The sequence below is a fragment of the Vibrio coralliirubri genome (assembly GCF_024347375.1).
Lineage (GTDB): Bacteria > Pseudomonadota > Gammaproteobacteria > Enterobacterales > Vibrionaceae > Vibrio > Vibrio coralliirubri.
This window is the reverse complement of the sequence record NZ_AP025471.1, coordinates 45,245-69,257: the sequence shown is the minus strand read 5'-3', so window position 1 is coordinate 69,257 and position 24,013 is coordinate 45,245. Positions and strand designations below refer to the sequence as shown.

The 24,013-nt window shown below is 44.8% G+C and carries 15 protein-coding genes; 4 read left to right on the top strand and 11 right to left on the bottom strand.

Features of this window, described 5'->3' with window-relative positions:
• Nucleotides 1-33 precede the first annotated feature (33 nt).
• The gene (gene bluB, locus OCV20_RS17000) at nucleotides 34-705 is read right to left on the bottom strand and encodes a 5,6-dimethylbenzimidazole synthase (protein WP_050620564.1); all 672 of its coding nucleotides are present in this window, start codon (nucleotides 703-705) and stop codon (nucleotides 34-36) included.
• Nucleotides 706-872: 167 nt separating this feature from the next.
• On the opposite strand from bluB, the gene OCV20_RS16995 reads away from it, so the two are divergent.
• The 3 genes from OCV20_RS16995 (at nucleotide 873) to OCV20_RS16985 (ending at nucleotide 3,285) form a co-directional block, all read left to right on the top strand.
• Complete coding sequence (locus tag OCV20_RS16995; protein ID WP_048661141.1) at nucleotides 873-2,078, top strand: DEAD/DEAH box helicase; 1,206 nt, start codon at nucleotides 873-875, stop codon at nucleotides 2,076-2,078.
• Between the two features lie 111 nt (nucleotides 2,079-2,189).
• On the top strand, nucleotides 2,190-2,591 hold the full coding sequence (locus tag OCV20_RS16990) for a PPC domain-containing DNA-binding protein (RefSeq protein WP_086774825.1): 402 nt from the start codon (nucleotides 2,190-2,192) through the stop codon (nucleotides 2,589-2,591).
• A gap of 70 nt (nucleotides 2,592-2,661) precedes the next feature.
• On the top strand, nucleotides 2,662-3,285 hold the full coding sequence (locus OCV20_RS16985; RefSeq protein WP_086774824.1) for a 3'-5' exonuclease: 624 nt from the start codon (nucleotides 2,662-2,664) through the stop codon (nucleotides 3,283-3,285).
• Nucleotides 3,286-3,357: 72 nt separating this feature from the next.
• On the opposite strand, the gene OCV20_RS16980 is transcribed toward OCV20_RS16985, so the two are convergent.
• A complete protein-coding gene (locus tag OCV20_RS16980; RefSeq protein WP_086774823.1) occupies nucleotides 3,358-4,194 on the bottom strand; it encodes a DUF6279 family lipoprotein in 837 nt (278 codons plus the stop codon).
• 303 nt (nucleotides 4,195-4,497) lie between these two features.
• Between OCV20_RS16980 and OCV20_RS16975 the strand changes: the two genes are divergently transcribed.
• Nucleotides 4,498-4,671, top strand: coding sequence for a hypothetical protein (locus OCV20_RS16975; RefSeq protein ID WP_017064349.1), 174 nt, complete (start codon nucleotides 4,498-4,500; stop codon nucleotides 4,669-4,671).
• Nucleotides 4,672-4,811: 140 nt separating this feature from the next.
• Here the strand turns inward: OCV20_RS16975 and dbpA are convergent, their stop codons facing one another.
• The 9 genes from dbpA to OCV20_RS16930 form a co-directional block, all read right to left on the bottom strand.
• On the bottom strand, nucleotides 4,812-6,191 hold the full coding sequence (dbpA, locus tag OCV20_RS16970; protein WP_017064348.1) for an ATP-dependent RNA helicase DbpA: 1,380 nt from the start codon (nucleotides 6,189-6,191) through the stop codon (nucleotides 4,812-4,814).
• A gap of 148 nt (nucleotides 6,192-6,339) precedes the next feature.
• On the bottom strand, nucleotides 6,340-7,248 hold the full coding sequence (locus OCV20_RS16965; protein ID WP_086774822.1) for an aldo/keto reductase: 909 nt from the start codon (nucleotides 7,246-7,248) through the stop codon (nucleotides 6,340-6,342).
• 217 nt (nucleotides 7,249-7,465) lie between these two features.
• Complete coding sequence (locus tag OCV20_RS16960; RefSeq protein ID WP_086774821.1) at nucleotides 7,466-8,053, bottom strand: hypothetical protein; 588 nt, start codon at nucleotides 8,051-8,053, stop codon at nucleotides 7,466-7,468.
• 210 nt (nucleotides 8,054-8,263) lie between these two features.
• The gene (locus tag OCV20_RS16955) at nucleotides 8,264-9,208 is read right to left on the bottom strand and encodes a PstS family phosphate ABC transporter substrate-binding protein (protein ID WP_086774820.1); all 945 of its coding nucleotides are present in this window, start codon (nucleotides 9,206-9,208) and stop codon (nucleotides 8,264-8,266) included.
• Nucleotides 9,208-9,846, bottom strand: coding sequence for an OmpA family protein (locus OCV20_RS16950; protein WP_017059473.1), 639 nt, complete (start codon nucleotides 9,844-9,846; stop codon nucleotides 9,208-9,210). Before OCV20_RS16950 ends, OCV20_RS16955 begins: the two co-directional genes overlap by 1 nt.
• Complete coding sequence (locus OCV20_RS16945; RefSeq protein ID WP_086774819.1) at nucleotides 9,846-11,159, bottom strand: TolC family outer membrane protein; 1,314 nt, start codon at nucleotides 11,157-11,159, stop codon at nucleotides 9,846-9,848. Before OCV20_RS16945 ends, OCV20_RS16950 begins: the two co-directional genes overlap by 1 nt.
• Before the next feature lie 34 nt (nucleotides 11,160-11,193).
• Complete coding sequence (locus OCV20_RS16940) at nucleotides 11,194-12,519, bottom strand: HlyD family type I secretion periplasmic adaptor subunit (protein ID WP_086774818.1); 1,326 nt, start codon at nucleotides 12,517-12,519, stop codon at nucleotides 11,194-11,196.
• On the bottom strand, nucleotides 12,512-14,671 hold the full coding sequence (locus OCV20_RS16935) for a type I secretion system permease/ATPase (RefSeq protein ID WP_086774817.1): 2,160 nt from the start codon (nucleotides 14,669-14,671) through the stop codon (nucleotides 12,512-12,514). Before OCV20_RS16935 ends, OCV20_RS16940 begins: the two co-directional genes overlap by 8 nt.
• Before the next feature lie 33 nt (nucleotides 14,672-14,704).
• Nucleotides 14,705-23,884 (bottom strand): T1SS-143 repeat domain-containing protein, encoded by a 9,180-nt coding sequence (locus OCV20_RS16930; RefSeq protein WP_086774816.1) that lies wholly within the window; start codon nucleotides 23,882-23,884, stop codon nucleotides 14,705-14,707.
• Between the last annotated feature and the right edge of the window lie 129 nt (nucleotides 23,885-24,013).

Below are 24,013 nucleotides of genomic sequence, written 5' to 3'. Positions count from 1 at the left end.
CGTGCATATTCAGTGGCAAAAATAAGTGGGAGATTAATCCTCCACCGGATTCGCTATTTGCTCTGTATTCCACTTACCTTCATGAATCGCTGAATTGACGTCTCTTCTTGGTAGCCAACCCATGGTTTCAAGTTCTGGTTTATCTTTGAAGTGATCAACGTAGCCAATACACAGGTACGCCACAATATCGATGTTTTCCGGGATATCGAGTGCGTCTCGCAGGACAGAATCATGGAGAATGCTCACCCAACCTAACCCAAGGTTTTCAGCTCTTGCCGCGAGCCACAAGTTTTGAACCGCACACACGGTGCTGTACAGATCCATCTCTTGTTTAATGGTTCTGCCTAAAACTACTTTTCCGGTTCGGTTTCGGTCGCAAGTCACACAGATTCCGATAGGCGATTCAACAATACCTTCAAGCTTTAATCGCTTATACATCGTCTGCTTTTCATCGGTGAACATTTCCGCTGATTCGGCATGAGCCTGATTAAAACCCGCTTTGATCTGTTGCTTGGTTTCGATATCACGGACAACGACAAAATCCCAAGGCTGCATAAAGCCAACGCTAGGCGCATGGTGCGCAGCGGTTAACACACGCATCAACACATCTTCAGGGATCTCATCAGGAAGAAACTGACCACGAACATCTCGGCGAGAAAAAATCGTTTTATACACTGCATCGCGTTCATTCGGCGTAATTTCCATACATCCCTGTCTTATCGTCGTCTTATTGAGCCAGTATTATCCAACTAAAGTGTGTATGTTGCTAGTAGTACACAAGCAACATGGTAGAATGCCGCCATTAATCTTATCCTTGTATAAGATTGTTGAACCTTTCCATCGCTATTTAGCCAAATCATACCGAGAAACTTATGCCATTTTCCAAGCTTGGATTAAGCTCACCTATTGTTAAAGCCGTTGCAAAACAAGGCTATGAAAAGCCAACCTCTATTCAAGAAAAAGCAATTCCGATTGTGCTTTCTGGTAAGAACCTTATTGCGGCAGCACAAACAGGTACAGGTAAAACTGCGAGCTTTGTTCTCCCTATCTTAGAAATGCTAAGTAAAGGTGAAACGCAGCGTAAAAAACGTATCCGCGCAGTTATCCTGACGCCAACGCGTGAGCTAGCGGTTCAGGTTGAACAGAACATCACTAAGTACGCGAAGTTCCTAAACCTAACATCACTAGCGATGTACGGTGGCGTATCTTACCAACACCAGAAAGACCGCTTGATTGAAGGTGTCGACATTCTTGTGGCAACACCAGGTCGTTTGATCGACATGTACGGTCAGCGCGCAGTGCATTTTGATGAAGTGGAAGTACTGGTTCTAGATGAAGCTGACCGCATGTTAGACATGGGTTTCATTGAAGACATCAACAAGATCATCGCGCGTCTGCCACAAGACATTCAAAACCTGCTGTTCTCAGCAACGCTTTCAACACCAGTGCGTGCGCTAGCGAAAAGTGCAATCAGTGAAGCAGAAGAGATTTCGATTGCCAAGACTGATGCGTCTAAAGCGAACATTGAGCAATGGTTAGTGACCGTAGATAAAGACCGTAAGTCGGCACTACTGAGCCACATGATTACCGAAGGTAACTGGGATCAAGCGCTTATCTTTATTGAAACCAAACATGGCGCGGCTAAGTTGGTTGCTCAACTTGAGAAACGTGGTATTCAAGCTGAAGCTTTCCACAGTGGACGTAGCCAAGCGATTCGTGAAAAGATCTTAGCTGACTTTAAGAAAGGTCGCCTAAAATACTTAGTCGCGACGGGTGTTGCTGCTCGTGGTATCGATATCGACAACCTAAGCCGCGTAGTAAACTACGACATGCCTTTCCCAGCAGACGATTATGTTCACCGCATTGGTCGTACTGGCCGTGCTGATGCGTCTGGCGAAGCAATCTCTTTCCTATCGAAAGATAACTTCAAGAACCTGTGCATTATTGAAAAACGTCTTGGTCACCTGATTGAGCGTCGTGTAGTGGAAGGTTTCGAACCACGCAAAGAAGTGCCGATTTCAGTGCTGAACTTCGTTCCTAAGAAGAAAAGAGAACAGCAAGAGAAAGAAGGCAAGTAACTATCAAAGCTCAACTAGCAGCGATAACGTGTTAGCCAACGTATTACTTAAACGAAGCCCCATGTGGCTTCGTTTTGTTCTTTGATACACAGATAAAACAGAGGTATTGAGATGATTACTCCTATCGCAACGAGGTTAACCCGCGGGCAAGACCTAAAGCTTGAGATCCAAAGGTTAGTGACCACACACAGCATCTCTGCAGGCTCTATCGCGTCTTGTGTCGGTTGTGTCTCTCAACTCAATATTCGTTTGGCTAATGCGAACAACACCAAGCTAGTCCAAGCTCCGTTCGAAATTGTGTCTCTTATGGCGACGCTAACCCCAAACCACCAGCATGTTCATATATCCGTTGCTGATGAAAATGGCAATGTGATTGGTGGGCATTTGCTTGAAGGGACGATTATCGCAACCACGGCTGAACTGATCGTTCACCGCTACGATGCTTTGACCTTCAACAGAGAGCATGACGATTCAACAGGGTACACTGAGCTTGTTATCGGCACTAGCAAATAACTGATTTACCCATAGCAACACCAAACGCCCCATATAAAGCGATACTACCAAACAGCAATTAGGAAACACGATGGCTTCAAACTCCGCAGATTCCGTTATCGTTCTCGATTTCGAAACCACAGGCTTATCACCCAATATGGGCGATCGAGCGATTGAGATCGGTGCAGTTAAACTCGTTAACGGCGAAGTCGTCGACACCTTCCAACAACTCATGAATCCAGGGTTTCGTGTGAGTGGCTTCATTGAAAGCTACACCGGCATTACTAACCGAATGCTGAGCACCGCGGCCAGTTGCAGTGAAGTGATGGGTGAGTTTGCAGACTTTATTCAAGACAGTCAGCTTGTGGCGCATAATGCATCGTTTGATAAACGCTTTCTCGACGCAGAATTAGACGATATTGGACGTGATTACAACGGACAGTTTGCATGCTCGATGTTGATTGCTCGTCGGCTAATCCAAGATGCTCCGACCCATAAGTTGGGCGACCTAGTTCGATTCAAACGCATAGATAACGACGGCACTTTCCACAGAGCATTAGCCGATTCTGAAATGACAGCAAGGTTGTGGCTGTTAATGATCGATGAGCTGCAGAGTGACCACGGTATTCAACAACCGAGCTTCCAATTGATGCAGAAAATATCGAAGACAGCCAAAGGGTCGATTCCAAAACTACTGATGAGTAACAGGGGTTAGGTTCCGAAATTCACCTTAAAGTTTGATGAAAGGCTAGCTCGACAATAACCGCTAGCCTTTAAAAGGGACGCCTTACTCTTGCAATGACTTCAACGTTCCTTTGAGGCTTTCTAACTCATTCATAAAATACGCCCACTGCTTGTTACTGCTGGTCGCGGCGATATCTACTAAAAACTTGGCTGATGTTTCCATATTTTGGTTGAGCTGCTGCTCAAGTTCATCAGGATAATAAGCTTCATTGTTTAAAAGCAACTTCATAATAATTGGCTGAGCAATATGTAGGTCGCTCTTCTTTGCCATCAGCGTCGTTAGCTCTTGATAGGTGTTGTTTTGATATTGTCGCCAGCTATTATTGGTGTTTACCCACTCTTGAGACCAAGCCAGAATAATCTGTTTTTGTTCTTTAGACACCGAACCTAACCACCGCTCTGCCCGCTCTTCTATTCTAGTTCTGTATCGCTCTCTCGAGTCGACATCATTCAACGACAACCTTTCTTCATAATAGTCTTGCTGCTTTTCACGAAAGTTCTTTAAAAACTCTCTGTCTTGCTCAGGGCTAAGCTGCATACTCAAGGCGTAAATATCTGGAGCGAACTTATTGACGATTGAGCGAATATGCTCTTTCGTTTCTTCACTTTGACCCACAATAAAAGCGGGATTCATATCCGACCGATCTACGTTTTGAATCGCTTCTAATTGCGAGATATACAGAGGTAGCTGAGTTTCTTTATGCCATTTCTGTAATATATCTAATCGCTCTTCAAGCTCGGATTCTTGGCTATTTGAGAGGGAAACAAAATCTTCTATATAGCTAACGACAAACCAACCTATATTGTTATAGGCGAACTTTGTCCCGCACCCAGTAAATAGAAAACAGATCACTAAAACTAACCACCGGCACTTTCTCATTCTACCCTCTCACGACATTCAACAAAGCCACAAACCGATTAACTCATCTCTTTAAGGTTAGCCTAGTTCTTATAACGCTAATTCCAACTCGTATAAAAGTAGCCTTAATAAACAGTGATCGTAAAAACTTTGAGATAAATTGAGAGCCAAACTTGCTAATCTAGCTATTTAGGCAAATGATTAAACTAAAAATAATGAATGGCAGTGATGTAACTTGATTTTATTACTCATTTGACGTGATACGAGCCCTATAAATGAGTTGGGTTGACGTATTTAAAATGATTGATATTTGGGAGGGAAGCTATGGCCGCTATTCCTGATCATCCAAGCGATTTAGAATATGAACTTTGTTATTTTGATGATGGTTCAATAACCACGATCACGATATTGGTTCACAATCGACAGGAAGCGATGACTTGGTATCTTAGCGAAGGAAAACATATCAACGATCTTTATTCGATAAGACCCGATGAATAATGCTTTGGTATAGAGGACTAGGTCGATAAACCTAAGATAAGAAACTTGAGTGGCATTTTGTGGAACACCCTTTACTGCAATGCCATTAATTAGCAATGTCGTTAATTAGACATATCGCAGCAAAGGGATTCAGTCTCGAATTACTTCAGGATTCGGGCGCGGAATTGACGACCCTTCATTTTACCTGATTCGATTTTGTTCAGTGCTTTCTTAGCCACAGATCTTTCTACCGCTACGTAAGCACGCATTGCAAACAGATTGATCTTACCTACTGATTTACCATCAATGCCGCCTTGGCCCGTCAATGCGCCAAGAATATCACCAGCACGAAGCTTAGCTTTCTTACCGCCATCAATCTGGATGGTAACCATGTTTGAGTAGTACGGCTTAGCAATTGGTTTTGCTGGCAGTTCAGATGGCTCAATTGGCATGTCCATGTACTCATCAATTTGAGCAACACGGTACATCTCTTTTTCGCTAAAGAAGCTGATCGCTACGCCTTTGCTTCCTGCACGGCCAGTACGACCAATGCGGTGAACGTGAACTTCAGGGTCGCGAGACAATTCAAAGTTGAATACAGCATCTAGGTTATCAACATCAAGACCACGAGCCGCAACGTCTGTCGCTACTAGAATCGAGATGGTTTTGTTTGAGAACTGAACCAAAGCTTGGTCACGTTCACGCTGTTCCATGTCGCCATGAAGTTCGATAACACTGAAACCGCGGTGGCTTAGCTCATCGTTTACGTTCTGCACCTCTTTCTTCGTGTTACAGAACACAACCGCAGATTCCGGTTGGTGATGAAGTAACAGCAACTCTAGAGCGTCATCACGAGCTTCAGAACCTTCTAACTTGTAGAAGTGTTGTTGGATGCTTGAGTGATCGTGTGTTGATTCAACCTTCACCATTTCTGGATTGCGCATGATGCGGTCTGCAACAGATTTGATCTGTTTAGGGAAAGTCGCACTGAATAATAGAGTTTGGCGTTCTTTTGGCGCCGCTTCAATCACTGCATCCAAAGCGTCTTGGAAACCCATTTCTAGCATGCGGTCAGCTTCATCTAACACAAGTGTGTTCAGCTCAGACAGATCAATACGACCTTTCTCTAGGTGATCAAGAATACGACCAGGTGTGCCCACAAGAATGTGTGCGCCATGCTCTAGTGAACCAATCTGTGGGCCCATTGGCATACCGCCACATAGTGTCAGCACTTTAATGTTGTGAATACCACGAGCAAGAGTACGAATCTCTTTTGCTACTTGGTCTGCAAGCTCACGAGTCGGACATAACACTAAAGACTGAACACGGAAACGCTTAACGCGTAGGTTCTGCAGCACGCCTAAACCGAAAGCAGCTGTTTTACCTGAACCCGTTTTACCCTGACCGATAACGTCCTTGCCATTTAGGATAGTAGGAAGACTTAACGCTTGGATCGGCGTCATTTCAGTATAACCAAGAGAATCTAACGTGTTTAGAAGCTCTGGTTTAAGGGCGATTGAAGAGAATTTTGAAGTGCTCAATGGAAATATCCAACTGGTGAAAAACAGAGTGCATTATGAGTGTTTTTGAAAATTATTCCACCTTAATCACAGTTTTGAAGAAACATGTTAGGCGAACACAAAAAAGCCAGCTTACTTAGCTGGCTTTGATTTCTAAACGAATTGCTTTCTATGGCACACCGTGACCTTTAGATGCAACCCATACTCGATACCACTGCTCGCGCGTCAGCTCGATTTTCAGTGCATCAACCGCAGTCTTCACACGCTCAATCTTACCTGAACCAATAATTGCAATTGGATTCGATGGTAAACGACGAACCCAAGCGTAAATCACTTGATCAATGCTGTCTGCACCCACTTCTTGACGAATCGCCTCTAGCTCATCACGAACACGAATTGCTTGCGCTGAATCACCACTGAAGATGCTACCACCACCGAGACAAGACCACGCCATCGGGCGAATGCGGTTCATCTGCAGTTGATCTAGCGTGCCATCATGAGCCACTTCAAAGTTCAATGGGTTGATTTCAACTTGGTTGGTCACTAACGGCTTACCGAGTCGAGATTGAAGCAGTTCGAACTGACGCGGTGAAAAGTTAGAAACACCGAAATGCTTAACTTTGCCTACTTTATGTAGCTCTGCGAACGCTTCTGCTACTTCATCAGCATCCATTAACACGTCAGGGCGGTGAATCAACAATACATCGATATCGTTAACACCTAAGCGCTCTAATGAGTTATTTACTGATTGGTAAATATGCTGCGCGCTGGTGTCATAGTGATTGATCTTACGCTCAGGAGTGTGGTCACCACATAGGTTGATATCGCACTTGGTGACGATTTGAATATCATCACGAAGGCTTGGTTCAAGCGCTAACGCCTCACCAAACAACTTTTCACATTGGTAGTTACCGTAAATATCCGCGTGATCAACAGTTGTGATGCCAAGATCAATATGTTGCTTCAGGAAAGTCAGGCGTTGTTGCGGGGTCATGCCCCATTCCGATGTACGCCAGTATCCTTGCACCAGCTCAGAAAGTTCTGGGCCTTGTGGCGCTATCGTTACTCTTGCAACCATGGGTTGTCTCCTTTATCAATACTGAACGTATCCTAAGCTCGTTTTACCGAAGGCTCAACGTATAACAAATGGCAAAGGTAAACGCTTATTAAAAATGTGAGAGCCGCAGAAAAACGAACACTTAAATGAATTATAACTTGCTGTCTGCCCGTGAGCCGTTCTCCTGAAAGGCTTGTTTAGCCTAATAAATAACGAAACTATCTATAAATTTGAGCAATTAAAAACGATTAAGTTCAACCGTTAAGTTGTCACCATCACTCTGTAACTGAATCCAAGGAGAAGTAGAGCTAGAAGAAGATAAGCTAGGCACATTCCACACACTCAGTTGCTCTGCTGAACCGTGAGGCGCGTTGATAAATTCGACCAGCTGTTTATCCACCTTATCGAAACCAACACCTTCATTTCGAGCTTGTTCGAGTTGAGCAGCAACATCGAATTCATCTTCACCAATACGAATTGAACTGAGAGCAAAGCCATCTTGGCGAAGGTATGCCTGAAGCTTTGTGTAACTTAGGTGAGAATATGGCAGGTTTAAGCGAACTGTTTCGACGCTTGAGTCGCCCAACTCCAGTTCAACATACACATCCAAATCGTAATATTGGGTTAAGTCACTGCACAACAGAGTACCTTCAATCTCACCACAATCCATCAACTCGATATCGTTAATATAGTTTTGAGAATTCGGTTGACTTGGGCTGCTGTTAAATACGGTTCTTAGCCACCAGCTTTCGGTTGCTTGCGCTGAAAATGAAATAGCATTGAGGAACAGTATTAGATGCAAGATTAGAACTTGAAAGATTTTCATCGACTGGGCTTATTTAGCGCTATATGAAGTGTCCATTATACGTGACCAATCGACAAACAACCGCTCGAGTCGCAAATTTTAGGCGAAAAAAAACGGGCATACATGCCCGTTAGATAAATTCATCACCGAATAACGTAATCCGTCACGTTGAGAACCATTACGAAAGAGAGGATATCACTCTCCCACAACGGTTACAACACATCGTACCTATTACTTATAGCCACCTTCAATCGCAGGCTCTTCAAGAGACAATCTCACTTTGTTACGTTGAATAGCTTCTGGCGGTAAACTGATGAAACCGTATTGGTTCAACACGCCTTGATGATCTTGTGACAAGGTAAGCCCAACAAAGAACTCCTCTTGTTCCGTAAAGCCTTTGCGATGCGCTGGAATATTCAAGTACATGTAATAAACCGTTGCTAACGGGTAGCGACCAGAGAGGATCGTTTCCTTGTTTAGATCGTAGTTCACACCTAAGTTATCAACCACGCTCAACCATTTCACGTCTGAGATTTGATCTGAGTAAACGGTGTACCCAATAGCTGCATCTTCGTCTTCAATCTTATTAATCAGATCAGGCAGATCCGCCAAGAACTGAGTATGGGCATATTCGCCTTCCGTTCCACATTCGACCCAACTTGAAAAAGTAGTATGTCCTTTCAGGTTGTGATCAATGGCAAAGGGCAACATATGAGTATCTAGGCTTTCACCGTTACGAATATCACTGCTTGGTGACCATTTGGGATGTTTAGGATCGTTAGAGCAACCAAACACATCAATTAATTCAGCGACAGTGATTGATGTTGCTGGGTTATTTTCATTGGCTAGAATCGCTATGACATCGGCGGTGAACATCAACTCTGTTGGCCTATAACCGTAACGCATATCAAACCTTGCCATCTCTTTGTCAGTCCACTTTTTGGAAGTGATACCAACACGCGAGCGCTGCATGATCATCTGTTCTGGGACGCTGTCACTCAACAAGATTTCTAAGTCGATCTCTTGGCTATTAAGCAGATCTTCTACAAGCCCCTGCATATTCGGCTCAATCGCGACCAAACCAATGTCAGTAGCGTCATTCGCAAATGTCGATACAGAGAACAACGCAGGTACAGCAGCAAGCAGCAAGCCCGATTTATTAGCTAGACATTTCATTACTGGCCTCCTACTGGATCAATCGACGTTTTAGACTCAACATCGCTATTACTATCGAGCTGCATTTCTGAAGTGAAGATGTTCCAAGATGGGTTCACTTCCATGCTTTCTGTCTTAATCACCGCAATCGTTCTGCGCTTACGCTTGTGAAGGTGCTGAGTTAAGCTGGTTATCTGAGTAAACTCTTGTTCGAAGATTCGCTCACCATTGATGCCTCTATCAATCAATGCGTCTCGAATCACGCCAGTTCTTTTCTTGGCCAATGCTTTGTTATACACGTTTGTACCTTCAGCACTGGTATCTCCGACCAAGGTAACCGAAGCATCAGGCTGCTCTCCTAGTAAACGCACCAACTCATTTAATACAGCGGTATGATCAGGTTTAAGGTCATACTTATCAAAATCAAATGCCACACTTAATACTTCAACATCTTCGACAATTTTCCAATTGGCACACCCTTTAATGTCTACCGTTACACCTTCTGGCGTATCGGCACATAGATCTCGCTGGTTAATCACACCATCTCGGTCATTATCCGCTAAGTCATCAATTTGATGGCGCGTCATTGTCGTATCAGGCGTTTCTGCACACCCCATTAGCAAGATAGAGCTAAGTAGCGCTAGTTTAAAATATCTCATTACTTATTCTCCCCTTGCCACTCTTCTGGATGTTCAATCCTCAACGCATACGTCAACATACCCATCGCATTTAATACTCGATAAGCCGCTAACGTTTGATCATATTCAGTGCTAATGAAATTTCTTCGAGCCAAAAACACTTCTACTTTTGCATCAAGTACATCAAGAAGGCTTCGTCTGCCAACATTGAATTGCTGGATATAGCCAAGCTCTGCAATTTTCGCTGCATCAACGTTCTGTTGAAGTAAGGATTTTTGCTGCTCAAGCATTTTGTAAGCGTTCCAAGCCAGTTGTGTACCCTCTCGAACCTCACGCTCTGTTCGTAATCGGATCGCCCTTGCCTCTTCCACTCGCCAAGCTGACGATTCAACTCTAGAGTCGGTAGAGAAGCCATTAAACAGGTCATAATCCATCGTCAACATCAGTCGAGCGTCTTCATCGACACCGCCTAGAGGGTTAGATACGTTGTCATTCTTGTTCGCATGAAGTTCGAGTTTTAGCTCTGGGTAGTAATCCCCTTTCTCGCGGCGCATCTCTTTACGAGCCGCATCGATATCAAGCAAAGAGGCTTTGATTTCAGGGTGGTTGTCGACAGCCTGTTGTAGGGCGACTTGAGAAGAGCTTGGTAACAAGGCGTAATCAAAACGTGGGTAAACCAAGTTCACCGCAGGTTTGCCAACCAAACGTAGATACTGAGTTTGCAAATCAAACAGGTTATTCTGAGCAGCGATTAATGAAGATTGCGCCGTCGCGACACGGGCGGAGATCTGAGCCAGATCCGAGTTGCTACTCAGGCCTTTGCTCTTTTTATCTTGGATATCTTGGTAGATCTCTTGGTGTTCTTTTACGTTACGCTTAGACAATTCAAGTAGCGTCTCTGCTTTGAGGATATCGAGGTAATTTCTCACCACATCTAACGATACGTTTTCAGCTCGCGAAATCAGAGTCAGACGCTCAGCTTCCGCTTCGAACGTCAGTCGATCGACATTCGACGTGGTTTTAAAACCATCGAATAGTAATTGGGATACTTTAACGCCAATTTCCGTTCTCGTTAGACCTCGATCATCGGTGTCGAGTTTGCTACCACTGTTGTAGCGCGTCTCTTCATAACCCGCCGCCGCGTACAAATTGACTTGCGGCATATACAAACCACTCGCCGCGTCTCCGTCTCTGACCACCGATTGGTATCGGGAGTATTGCGCCAATATCTCTGGGCTATAGTCGATGGCAAAGGCCACGGACTCTTCTAATGAAGCTGCTTGAGACAGCCCACTCATTAGCAAGCAAGAAGAGAGTAAGAATTTTGAATGCATTACACTTCCTTTTATATTTATGCTTTAACCCACTTCATCGTTCGCGAAGTGAGTTTTCCTTAGCTCGTAAAATAGGTTTTAACCAATAACTCAATACTGTTTTCTCTCCGGTTAATATATCAACCGCGACTTGCATCCCTGGGATAATGCTAAAGGCAGAGTTTTGTTGCTGGTCTTCGTTTAACTGAATATGGGCGCGATAATAGGCGTTTCCGTCTTCCGTTTGTAAGGCGTCGGCACTCACGTAAATCACCTCGCCTTTAAGTCCGCCATAAATGACGAAATCGTAGGCCGTGAATTTCACTGTTGCACCTAACCCGTTATGAACAAACGCAATATCTTGCGGAGAGATTCTCGCTTCAACAATCAGGTCACTGTTTGATGGAATGATCTCAATGATCGGCTCGCCGGGACGAACTACACCACCAATGGTACGCACAAAAATCTCTTTGACTGTGCCATCAACGGGCGCGACAATTTCAGTACGCTTGAGTTGGTCGGCAATCGCCTGCTGGCTTTCGTTCAACTGCGCTATCTTGCTCGCCACTTCATTCAACTGGCCTTGCACTTTGGTACGAAAATCTAAGGCGATACTTCGATGATCCGCTATCGACTCTGAGTAGGCAGCTATCTGCTTCTGCGCTGCTACTTTTGAGCTAGCAATATCACCTTTGAGTTTGACTACATCACGGTTGAGTTTAAGTAGCTCCACTTCCGCAACAGCACCGCTCGCTACGACGTCTTTCAGCATGTTGCGCTCACGAATCACAATCTCGAGGCTGCTTTCAAGAGTCTGGATATTATTGAGCGTATCGACGCGTGCTTGGTCTTGTTGCTCGATACGAAGTGCCGCCTCTTCCAGTTCAGATTTCAACTGTCCTAAACGCTCTCGGTAGTTCGCCTTAGCATTCATTAGCGCAGGGTGGCTTGATACATCAACCGCAATGTCTTGAGGCACCAAGACCACTCGCTCGTACCACTCTTTTGCGTCGTTATTTAAAACGACCGTCGACAGCTCAGCCTTTAATCTTAATTGCTGAGCCAGTAACGTATCCGCTTGTTGAGCCGACTCTAGAAACGCCGCCTTAAAACGTGTGTCTTCTAACTTAGCTAGAGGTTGGCCCTTCACTACAGATTGGCCCTGTCGCACCATGATCTCTTGAACCAGTCCACCTTCTAAACTCTGAATGGTTTGCACCGAAAGGCTTGGAACGACTTTACCTTCACCAATAACTACTTCTTCTAATGTTGCCCACATTGCCCAGCCGATAATTGAGACAATGAGTAGAGCACTCAACCAAATCAGCTTACGAGAGCGGAATGCTAAGTGGTTGTTGGTCCATTGAATATCATTACTCATGACGACCTCCCTTCACCACAGATACCGTCTTAAAGCGGCTCGTACCTTTAGGTACACTTTTCTTCTGTAAAGAGAGAATTTCTTTAGGGTCACCTTCTGCCACGATTTGACCTTTATCCAATACAATCACTCGATCACACATCATCAAGAATGAAGATTTGTGGGAGCTGATCAGCATTGAGGTTTCTCTCGGCATACTTTGCAGCGCATTGAAGAACTGAATCTCAGCTTGATTATCTAATGCACTGGTTGGCTCATCCATAATCAATAACTTTGGACAACGATACAGAGCTCTCGCGATGGCAACGGCTTGACGCTGACCACCAGAAAGTAACCGACCACCCTCACCGACAGGTGTTTCAAGGCCATTGCTTAAGCGCCCCATGTAACCGTTGAGGCCAGACTGTTGCAGCGCTTGTCTTAGCTTTTCTTCATCAACGTTGGTCGCACCTAAGGTGACGTTGTCGTAAACACTACCAAAGATAAGATTGGTGGTTTGCCCTACCCAACCCATGCCACTACGCAGAACACTGGTTGGCCATAATTGCCCATCAATCTCTTGATAGAAAGCTTGCCCTGTTGTTGGCAAATACTGGCGCGCAACAATCGATAATAGGGTTGTTTTACCCGCGCCTGCCGCGCCCACAAGACCAACTCGCTCACCCGGTTTGATCTCAAGGGAAATCTCCTTTAATGCAGGGCTTTGAGTGTCAGGATAAGTAAAAGTAACTTCATCTAACCTAACCCCACCATCAAAGTCTCCTTTGTCGATAACCTGGTGTTTGGACTCTTCCTGAGGTAGCTCCATAATCTGATTCAGCCCTTCTACGGCCGAACGTGTTTGTTGGAACCTCAGCAATAGAAGAGAAAGCTGGTTCACCGAACTTGCAGCGCGCCCACTCAACATCACAACGGCTATCAAACCACCCATACTCAGCAAGCCTTCAGAGATCTGATACACGCCGAAGATAATCAGAGTGATGGTAACGATCTGCTGACTGGACTGAATAGAGTGCGTCACGATATTGGAGTAGTGACGAGATTGAGTCTGCCATTGAGAGAGCGATGAAATAGTCTGTTCCCAACGTTTCTGAGTGATTCCCTCAGCATTGTTTTGCTTGATATCAGGAAGGGTTGTTAAGCAATCAAACAGCTGTGCTTGTCTTTGTGTCGAGAGGCGTGCGGTTTCATCGAATGTTTTCTCAACTTTGCCTTTCATCGCGATGCTCAACACGATCAATACCAACATGATCGCGACAGGAATAAACATCATTGCGCCACCGAGCCAGCCGATAAGCAGTAGGAATAACAAAGTGAATGGCAGGTCGACTAAAGTGACTAACGAGATCGAAGTGAAGAAATCTTTCACGCTATCGAAGTCTTGAAGCTGTCTTGCAAATGCACCTACCGATTGAGGTCGATTTTCGAGCTTCATACCAAGGACTTTCGAGAACAGTTGAGAAGACAACTTGTTATCAATATAGCGCCCAGCCATGTCGGTCACAGAGCTTCGTGAGCTTCTCAATACCCAATCAAAAATAACAACAATACCAACGCCTGCTGCTAATACCCAAAGCGTGTTAAACGCTTGGTTTGGCACCACACGGTCATATACATTCATGGTAAACAGGGGAACCACCAACGCTAGCACGTTGATCAAGAACGAAGCGATAAACAGATCGCGATACCAAGGCTTCACTTCTTTGACCACACGCCATAACCAACGGGTGTTGGACTTATTCTCGCTACGTTCATGGGACTGAATACGCGCATCATCAAGCGCTTGAGCACCCACTTGCCAAACAAATGAGTCCACTTTAATGACTAAGTCTTTAAGGAGAATTTGTTGGCTTAAGTTGGATTCACAATTCAATACTTGAAAATCGCCAACGGAGCTTTGGGTTACGACAAGAGGAGACCCTGTCGCGGACTCAACAGCAACAACAGGGAACTGACATTGATTCAGTAATTCTTTTTTAACGTGGCTCAGCGTTAACCCCGATTTCTCAATCGCTCTTGGAAAAAGGGATTCATTGAGCTTGCCTTCATCTAAAGGTAGGCCAGACACTATTTTGGAAGGGTGACTGCGAACATTAAAATGCTCACACAACCACTCAACACAACCTAGCCAGCTGTCTTTTTGTTCTACCAATCTAAACTTCCTTTTATAGACTGTACATCTAACTTACAGCGTTAAATTATTGTCATCTATCATTTTTTGTAAAATTTGAGCTTCTAACGCACTACTACTATCGCCTTGATACAAGTCGTCATACGTGACATCGGTTAACAAGATATTTTGTTGAACGTCATCGTCTCCATTAGGTTTAATAGAAATGGTCACGCCTTCACCAGATTCTTCTAAATCTAGATATTTTGTTGCCCCTAGCCCTGTATTAAGCCCTAGGCTTCCCAAAATACCCGATAGGTCAATTGCATCAGTGTCTGGAGACGCATCAAAATCTTGAATCACATTGTAGCTTGGGGCTTCTACACTCCCTAAGCCTGAAGATGCGAATACAAAATTATCCGAGCCCGTACCCCCAATCAGCAGGTCATTATCATCTGTTGCGGTGATGGTTGAATCACCTTCATCCACTAATTCGACTGAGACAATCTGTGATAAGCCCACAGCTTGGTCATTGCCTAGCTCTGTCGCAGGTTCAATAGTCAAATCAAAGGTTGTTGCACCACTGTAACCACCTGTAATAGCTAAGTCGGCCACATCCTCTAGATTTACGACGTACTGCCCATCAACATAAGACCCGTGAGATAACGTCAGCCCTGAAGGAATATCGTAAATAGTGATAAACCCTTCTTCAGAGGCTGCTGGATTAATCAAAGATAACTCGAGCCCTAGTGGAATCGTGCCACTGGCTTCCGCCACAATCGATGAGTATTCAATACTCAGCAAAGGAGCGTCGGGTTCAGGTGTGATGATGAGTGTCATGTCTTGTGAGCTCGGGTCACCAGTATCAGTCACTAGATTTCCCAGTACCGTATTTTGATCAACGGTTTGCCCTGTGATCGTAATATCAAGGTTGCCAAATGCATCGCCAGCAAAGAATTCGAGCTCATTAACAGAGCTTGCCGCCACTAAGATGGTCGCTTGTGCTGTTCCATTCCCTAACGTTACAAACGCACTGGTTTCCGAGCCAATTCTAATTCGGTCTAAACCGACGAGTCCTGTTGCGTCAGAGGTCGCATTCACTGTCACTGTGATTGACAAAAACTCGTCGCTGTTGGTTTCAAAACTATTGGCATCAAGAGGAATAACAATAACGTCATCCTCACTTCCCGTGAGCTGTTCAGGTAAGTCAAAGAACTCAACCTTATCGCCGATTGGGTTAACACCAACGGTAAATTCAGACTGAGTGTAGCGAATATCAGTAGTGCCAATTTCTTGAGTAATCGCTTCCAGGGTTAACCCGATATCGCCACTAAAATCTCTTGGCGGTAAAATAACCAAATCAGAAAGCTGACTTGGGTCTAGTTGCCATTCATAGGTTGCACTTCCATTAAATGAACCACCATCAGGGCCATTGTTTGGAACCAACTCATAAGTGTCCCCTACTTTAATCGCGACGACTGCGCCTTCAGGAACTCCCTTCAACGAAAGCGACATGTTTTCAGAACCATCTTGGTCAATCAGCTCTGCGCTAAGTGATGACAACGAAATGTAATTATCTTCATCTCCGATAATATCCTCTGTTATCAAGTTCGCCGCATCAGCGACTGGCTCAACAGTAATAGTCACGACCGTCGTTTTATCTTGCGTATCCGTTTCTGTCACGCAATCCGCTTCATCGGTAATATTTGCTGTCACAGTGAGGGTAATTTCACCACTGTAATGCTCAGGTGGCGTAACTAACACATCACTCAAACGGCTAGGGTCTGTGACCGTCCAAGTCCCATCGCCATTATCAACTAACAACCCGGTGTCAGTTGGAGTTTCAGACAAGGTTGCTCCATTCGAAATGCTCACCGTTAGAGAGTTAACGGTTTCTTTACCGGTAGCGCTATTGCCTTCACCAGTGATTAATTGTCCATCTTCAACGCTATCACCAAGAACCAGTTCAAGGTTAAGGTCTGTCGCGATGTCTTCTTGAATGGTTGTGGAGTCGGCTTCAACCGTAATGTCATCGACCACAGGCAGAACTTGGATACTAATGGTTTGGGCCGTCGTCACCGTATCACCGCTACATGGTGAGGTTTCAATAGTCTCTATGGTGAAATCAATACACCCTGCAAAATCTTCATCCAAGCCCGTTAACGTTAGTTTCGAGAGTCCATCTGCAGTGATTGAATAACCGACGATCTCACCAGAAGCATCGTATTCAGCAATCACACCATCACCGGAGATCTCAACGCCTTCAGGAAGTGAATCGGCAGGAATATAGAAAGAGATTTCATTGTCTGGATCACTGCCAACATCGGTGTTTAGCAAGCCAGTGAGATCAATATCTTCCCCTTCAGGTGTTTTAATTTCGCCATCGGGTTGAATCGGGCTCGGTGGGCCAACAGGGTCACAAGAACCGCCACCGCCGTCATGACCAGTAATTTGCAGCGGGAAAGTCGCATCAATATATCTCGCATCTTCACCATCAATCACACGAGCACGAACCACAATATCCAGTACCGGAGTATCACTTGGGCTGGAAATCGTCGCATTATCTAAAATGTACGCTGCGAGCTCTTGGAAAGAGTCACTCGTTAACCCATCCGCAGATATTATCCAATTCCCAGAGCTATCTTGCGCAGCACCATTAGGGTGCTCAACAATCAACGAATAGCCGTCTGGAATCTCGATCAAAATATAATCTAGGTACTCTGACCCATCGATATCCGCGTCGACGAACGTCACGGCATTAGAGATATCAACAGGCGAGCCGTCTGTACTCTGTAACAGCTCTGTAGAGCCTTCTAATCGAGTATCGAGCTCGACACGAGCGTCGACAGTCACGCTAATGGAACCGGTAATATCTTTAATATCCGTTGCACCAGTTGGAGAGGTATCTGTGACTTCATAGGTGATAGGAATTGAGAATGTTCCGCTTAAATCTTCTGTAGCTGTAACAGAAAGCCGACCGCTGCTTAGAAGATCCGAAAGCGTTGGAGTTGTTGAGTCCAGCAGAGTGTCCAAATCTAAGCCAGAAGCTGGAACCTGAATAACACTCCCATCAAAATAAAGAGTGAGATCTGCAGGTAGGCTATCAATGACATATCCCGTCAAGGATTCGCTGCCATCAATATCCTGATTCACCGAAGGCTCAAGGTTCAGGCCGATTTGACTGTCTTCGATGCCTTGAGTAATGACCACTTGGCCATCTTCTTGATCAACGACCGGTGCTAGCTCTACTTTAAGTGTCATCGGAAACTCGCCCGAATCACCATCGGGCTCAGTTGAGATAGCAATAACGGTGAGTTCTAATTCACCACTAAAATCAAGAACTGGCTTGAGATACAGGTCATTCAGTTGAGCGTTAGAGACTTGGAATACGGGCCCTGTCACATCATCAACATACGCAATCGTTAGCGATACTGGCTCACCCATCGCATCCACCAGCAAAGTGCCTTCAGGAATGTTGGTAAGAAGTATGTTGATCTCTTCTGAAACATCGTCATCGGTTGTTTGGACGACAAAATCAAGTCGAACCAAACCATCCTCATTTAAGAACGATTGGTTGTTGATGACTTTACTGTCACTGTCGTATTGCCAATGACCATTACCACCGTCTACCGCGATAGGTTCATCCACAACACCTTTCAAAAAGATGTTGATGGTTTTTGTATCACTTGACGCTTGCCCGTTGATAGGAATAAGTGAATCGATCGTCGACTCGGTCGCTATCGCCGTTACGTCTATTGACAGGTCTTCAGTAAAGGAACTGATGTCTTCTTTAGGCTGAATATAAGCAACACCATTGGCGATAGCTTCGGCAGTGACTGAATAGGAATTATTGCCTATCTTTGCGGTACCATCACCTTCAACAGACCAGCCATCTTGAACTTGGATAATATAACTTAACGATTCAGAACCATCGGTGTCCGCCAAAGCGCCTTCAATAACGTCTTTGAGGTAAATAGCTTCATCCTCTAGTCCCTTGTAGTCTTTAACAGACACATGAGGAGTATCAGCATCAGGTGAAATATCGACAGTAACGGTATGTACAATACTTGCCGTTTTATCATCTGGGTCAGCGAATGAATTGCCAGACTCTGTTGCAACCGCAGTAATCTCAAACTCAAAGCGACCCGCTAGGTTGTCGTCAGCTCTGATTTCCATTTTATCAATCTGAGCCTGTGTGTAAGATTTCCCTTCTTTGACTGCGTTGCCATTTAACGTCAAATTCAAGCCGTCAGGAATCCCACTAATCTGGTAGCTCAATGTTTCTGACGTATCTTGATCCACCAGCTGAGCTGTTATGTCCAAACTAATTGGGTCTGAGTCATCTTCTACTGAATGATAGGAGAACACGGAAGCCGACCAATCCGGTGCATCAGCCACCGGTAAAACAGACACTGCAACATCAGCAGTCAGTTCTTTAGGATCCGTATCAGTGCTAATGATTGCGTTGATCGCTAGGATAACCGTTGACGTGGTATTGGATTCATGAAGCGCGGGACGATAAGTCAACTGTCCATTAGGCCCAGTGAACTGACTATCAATCGCTACCAATTGACTTCCAGACAAGGTGACCTTGCCGTCTACAACTTGAAGCAGCACCCCATCAAGGTACAAGCTACCACCGTTTAGCGATGCTTCTGAGAACTCGATAGCAGTAACGGTTTCGCTTTGGTCCACGTCTCCAGTTGACACACTCACAACAATAATGGCGTCGTTATCTTCTGTAGTTTCTGAATCTTCATAACGAATAAAACCTTCGTTATCATCAAGTATAAGCTCAGCAGTACTGGTAACTTCATCACCATCCGCATCTCGCACCAGATAATCGATGTCATCGACGATCTTAGGATCATCTGGATCAGTCGTTACATTAGGATTCGTGGTTAGTTGGTAGCTACCATCTGGTGAAAGGGTAAACTGACCGTAAGTAGACCCACCATCATAATCATTAATTAGATTAATCGTGATAGGAGTGCCTGCGTTATCAAAGGTATAGGTAGTGCCGCGATAGTCAAAACTTACAATGGTTGCGCCATCAGCACCTGCGAACTTTTCTGTTAGAAATTGTCCATTAAGGTCATCACCCTCAACCATTTCAATTGCCCCTGAACGCGCAACTGGGACAGCATCTTTTACGTTGACAGAATAAATTGCCGGATCAGAGCTATCGCCGTCCGCATCGTTGACCACCAGTTCAAAATTGAGGGCTAGATTATTCTCTCCATCAGCGTTTGCGTGATCGAGAGGTGCATAAAGGTCGAACTCTGTTGTCCCGTCAGTATTAAAACGAATCCTAAATATATTGTTTCCATCAGAATCTTGACCGTAATACCAACCATCAGAATCGACAGCTTGCAGTGAAATGTCTTTCCCTGCACTGGAATATGAAAGTGCATCAAACGCAGCGGTGTTGACCGTCACAGAGACAACATCATCGGAACCTTCAATGATTCCTAACGAAGGGCTAGAATCTTCAACACCAACCTGTTCGCTGTCTCCAAGCAGACCGTCTTCATCAACAGAAATGCTTCCGATAACAGTAATTTTAGGGTTCGCACCATCGTAAATCTTAATATCAGATTCTTGTGTATCTCGTGAACCATCTGAATCGATGGTGACGATTGAGGCAGGAATCGACAGCTCTGTGTCCTTCACACCGGTTCCGTGGTCTATTGACTGGTACAAATCAATTTCAACCGTGACATTAGTGGAACCATTGGCTTCTAAGCTAAAATCTTCAGGAAGTCTCACTTGGAAAACAGCATCGCCATTCGACAATACCGCATCAAACGTTCCATCCCCATTATCTCGCCAAGACAATGCTTCACCATTACGTGTCACCGCCTCACCGTCACTATCAAGAACGGCTTGGCCAGTTGTCACATCTAACCCCAAGAACACGAGTGGATCGTTGCCCGCACTCACGGCTAAGCTTGCACTCGCTGTTGTTCCAACACCAGACGGGGTTGTATCAGCAACAGGGTTTTCACTCAACTCGACCATGCCAGAGCCAATCGTAGGCTCCCCACCATCCGTAATCGAGACGTTCAAGGTTAATTGAGTTTCATCGTTGTCATCATCTTTTGCTGTGATGACAAAAGGAATTTGGTCGGTTCCATTCGTTTGGTCGAGGCCCTTGAATAATTCAAAGGTGTAAGTGACATCAGTATCGGTCTCACCTGACAGAGAGGTAAAGCTCAAGGTGAACGCTTTATTTTCAGCACTTTCAGAGCCAACATAACCAGTAAGTTCATTTCCGTCTGCAGAGACCACATAGATGATCTGTACGCCCCCACTAAACAACTGCGGCTGATCTCCAACATCAAAAAATACAGACTCAACAAAGTCACTTCCGACGTTGAGATTGAAAGTGCCAGTATCTGAAACACTGCCGTGAATAAGATCTGATTCGTCCACAGCAGCATTGCTAGTTGAAGTTAATATTGGGTCGGCTCCATCCTGGATGATCCAGTCGAATTGCCCTTGCTCTAAAGAAGTACCATCTAAATCCGTTCCATCAATAGTAAGTGGCAGGGTGATGGAGTCGTTGCTGAACAGGTGGTTTATAGGCTGTTCTAACACTAATGTGACATCTGCTAGCACATCGATACCACTAGCGACTGCACTCAACGTTAGCGTGAATATCGTTTCACCATTTGCTTGTGCGGTGATCGTTTTACCATCATTCGCTAACGTGTAGGTTAGAGGAAAGTTCTCATCTCCGGTCGTCAAGCCCAAGGCGTCTAGCTGCACCAGAGTATTAGCATTAAATACAATAGAAGCAGGATCTGGATTATCTGAGCCAGCGGAAACGGTAAACTGACCGACTACAGTTTGAACTCCATCAGACACATCACCTTCAGAGCTGGTCGTTGTCCCATCAACAACTAACCCTGCATCACCATCAAAAATATCAATGACCGCAGTGCCGTTTCCGAAATCATTACTGATGTCGCCAGCAACATAGTTGAAGGTGATGTTCTGATCAACGGTGTGGTCCAAATTCCTGTTGGCGACAAACGTCCAGTGGCCATTCGCAAATACAGTTAAGGTGCCTTCGCTAGTAGTAAATGAAGCCGGAGAGCCACCAACAATCGTCTTGGTCGTGCCATCAGCTTCAACACTTTTTATCGTAAGTTGAGTGTCCAAATCGATGTCGTTATTCAACACGTTCCCTGACGCAATCTCACCCTCGATCATTTGATAAGATTCATCAAAAACCAGAGGTTCAGAATCTTTGATGACAATAGGTAAATGCCCGATGACTAACTCCGTTGTCCCATCAGCATCGGTTTGTAAACCTTCGATGAGCAGAGCCGTCAGAATTGAATCTAACCCAGCTTCCTGATCAATCGCCTTATAAAAATTGATATTTACGTTGCTGCCGGAAATTGACGCATCGAATACTTTTTGCCCATCGCTTCGTGTGCCGATGAAGCTTTGTTTATCAGCCGATACAGCAACGGTTATCGATAGGGTTTGAGAAGTTAGTGACTCTGCGATGCTTTGATCATCGCTAAAAGAGAAGTCCGCATAATCGATGCGAATATCAGAGGTCTGAGTTTGATTTCCAAAAATCCCGACAACAGTTTCTGAGAACACAACTGACTCGGGCAGGATAATACTTGGCATATCATCGATAGCTTGATTGCCTACCGTATTGAAAACTTTGGCATAAACCGTCCATTCTGACGCCAAGTTTAGGGACGAGACATCAATATTTTCAACAACCCAATTACCTGATGCATCTACGATACCCTCGAACACAAGAGTCTGAGAGCCATCATTAACTTCAATATAAACAGGAAGACCTTCGGCAACATTGGTTGTGCCTTGCATGGTTGTCAGTTGGCCGCCACGAAATGCCAAAATGCTAAAACCGTCTAGCGTATCAATGTCTATAACAGGCGAAACAGTATCAATAACAATTTGCCCTGCGCTATTTATTGCTGAAGCAGGGTTACCGGCAACGTCAACGGTGTCAGCCTCAATTTGAATACCACCGTCGGAAAAGCTAGTTAGATCCACACCTTCGACTGACCAAGCACCATCAATCACAGTTGCTGTCAGCACTATGACATTCGTTGTGCTGTCAGAAATACGAATATTGACCGTTTGGCCATCTTCTACGTTCTGTACCGTACCAAAGAATTTAGCCGACTGAATTTCGAAGCTATTGAGGACACCGTCACCACCATCATCAACCGCAGCGGTGATGTTCGCTAGCGTATCTTTCACGATCGTGTCGGTCGCTGTTGTAGGGTTTCCAGCAATATCGATAGTATTGGCAACAACGGTCAGCTCACCTTCTGCAAAGCTTGAGTAGTCTTGAAGAGTCAGAGTCCAAGTTCCGCCGGATACTTCCGTTGTGTATTCTTGTATCGTTCCTTGGCTATCGGTAATTGAAATGTTGATGGTTTGCCCATCTTCTACATTGGCAATCGTACCAACTAGCACCCCATTCGATATTTCAAATTGATTGTAAAACTCATCACCAAAGCCATCGAAGTCAACCTCAATGTTGGCTAATGTGTCTTTGATTGTGGAATCGTTAGCTGTAATGCTATTGCCAAAATCATCAGCAATGACCGCGTCGACTTGAAGATCCCCCTCCTCTAATGAAGAGAGGTCAACGCCATTGACGACATACGTTTCATCGCTTGTGATGGCTGTAGTGGTTACTGTTTTTCCGTTAACATCAGTGATGGTCAGAACAACGGTACGCCCGTCTCGAACATCCACTGCCGTACCCGTAATCGTGACACCAGGTACTTCAAACTGGTTTTCGTAACCGTCTCCACCATCCAAAATATCAACGGTTAATAGTGCACTAGGTAACAGAATATCAAGGTTACCCTCATTCGAGGTTGTATCTTCGTCGGCATATTCTGTAGGACGCGTATCAAAACCCGCCTCTGCAAGCGTTTCATCTAAGGTGGAACGAACATAAGCAATAAAAGAGGCACTGGAACTAGGTTGGTCATTTACTGAGTTAGGTTGTTGAGGTGCGCTTTCAATGTTGTTGACGAGTTCGGTGACCACCTTTTCCAACTGTTGTTCAACTGCGGCTATTTGTAGTTCAGTTAAGGGCTGAGCCTCTTGTAAGTTCTGAGGTTCAATGCTAACGACTTGCACGCCTTCAACTTTTGGCTGCGTAGCAGGTAATTGAAGCCAAGTACCATCAGGGAATACTTGCCAAACAACACCACCAACTTCGATATATAAAATAGGATCCATCCTAAACCTCTTCCTTACAAAAGCGCTGACCTTGAGTACATCAATTTACTCAATAAAAGGCTGGATAAATCAGCGAACCATTTCTAATTAATACTAGCAAACAACAAATCATTAACAGTTAATTAATTA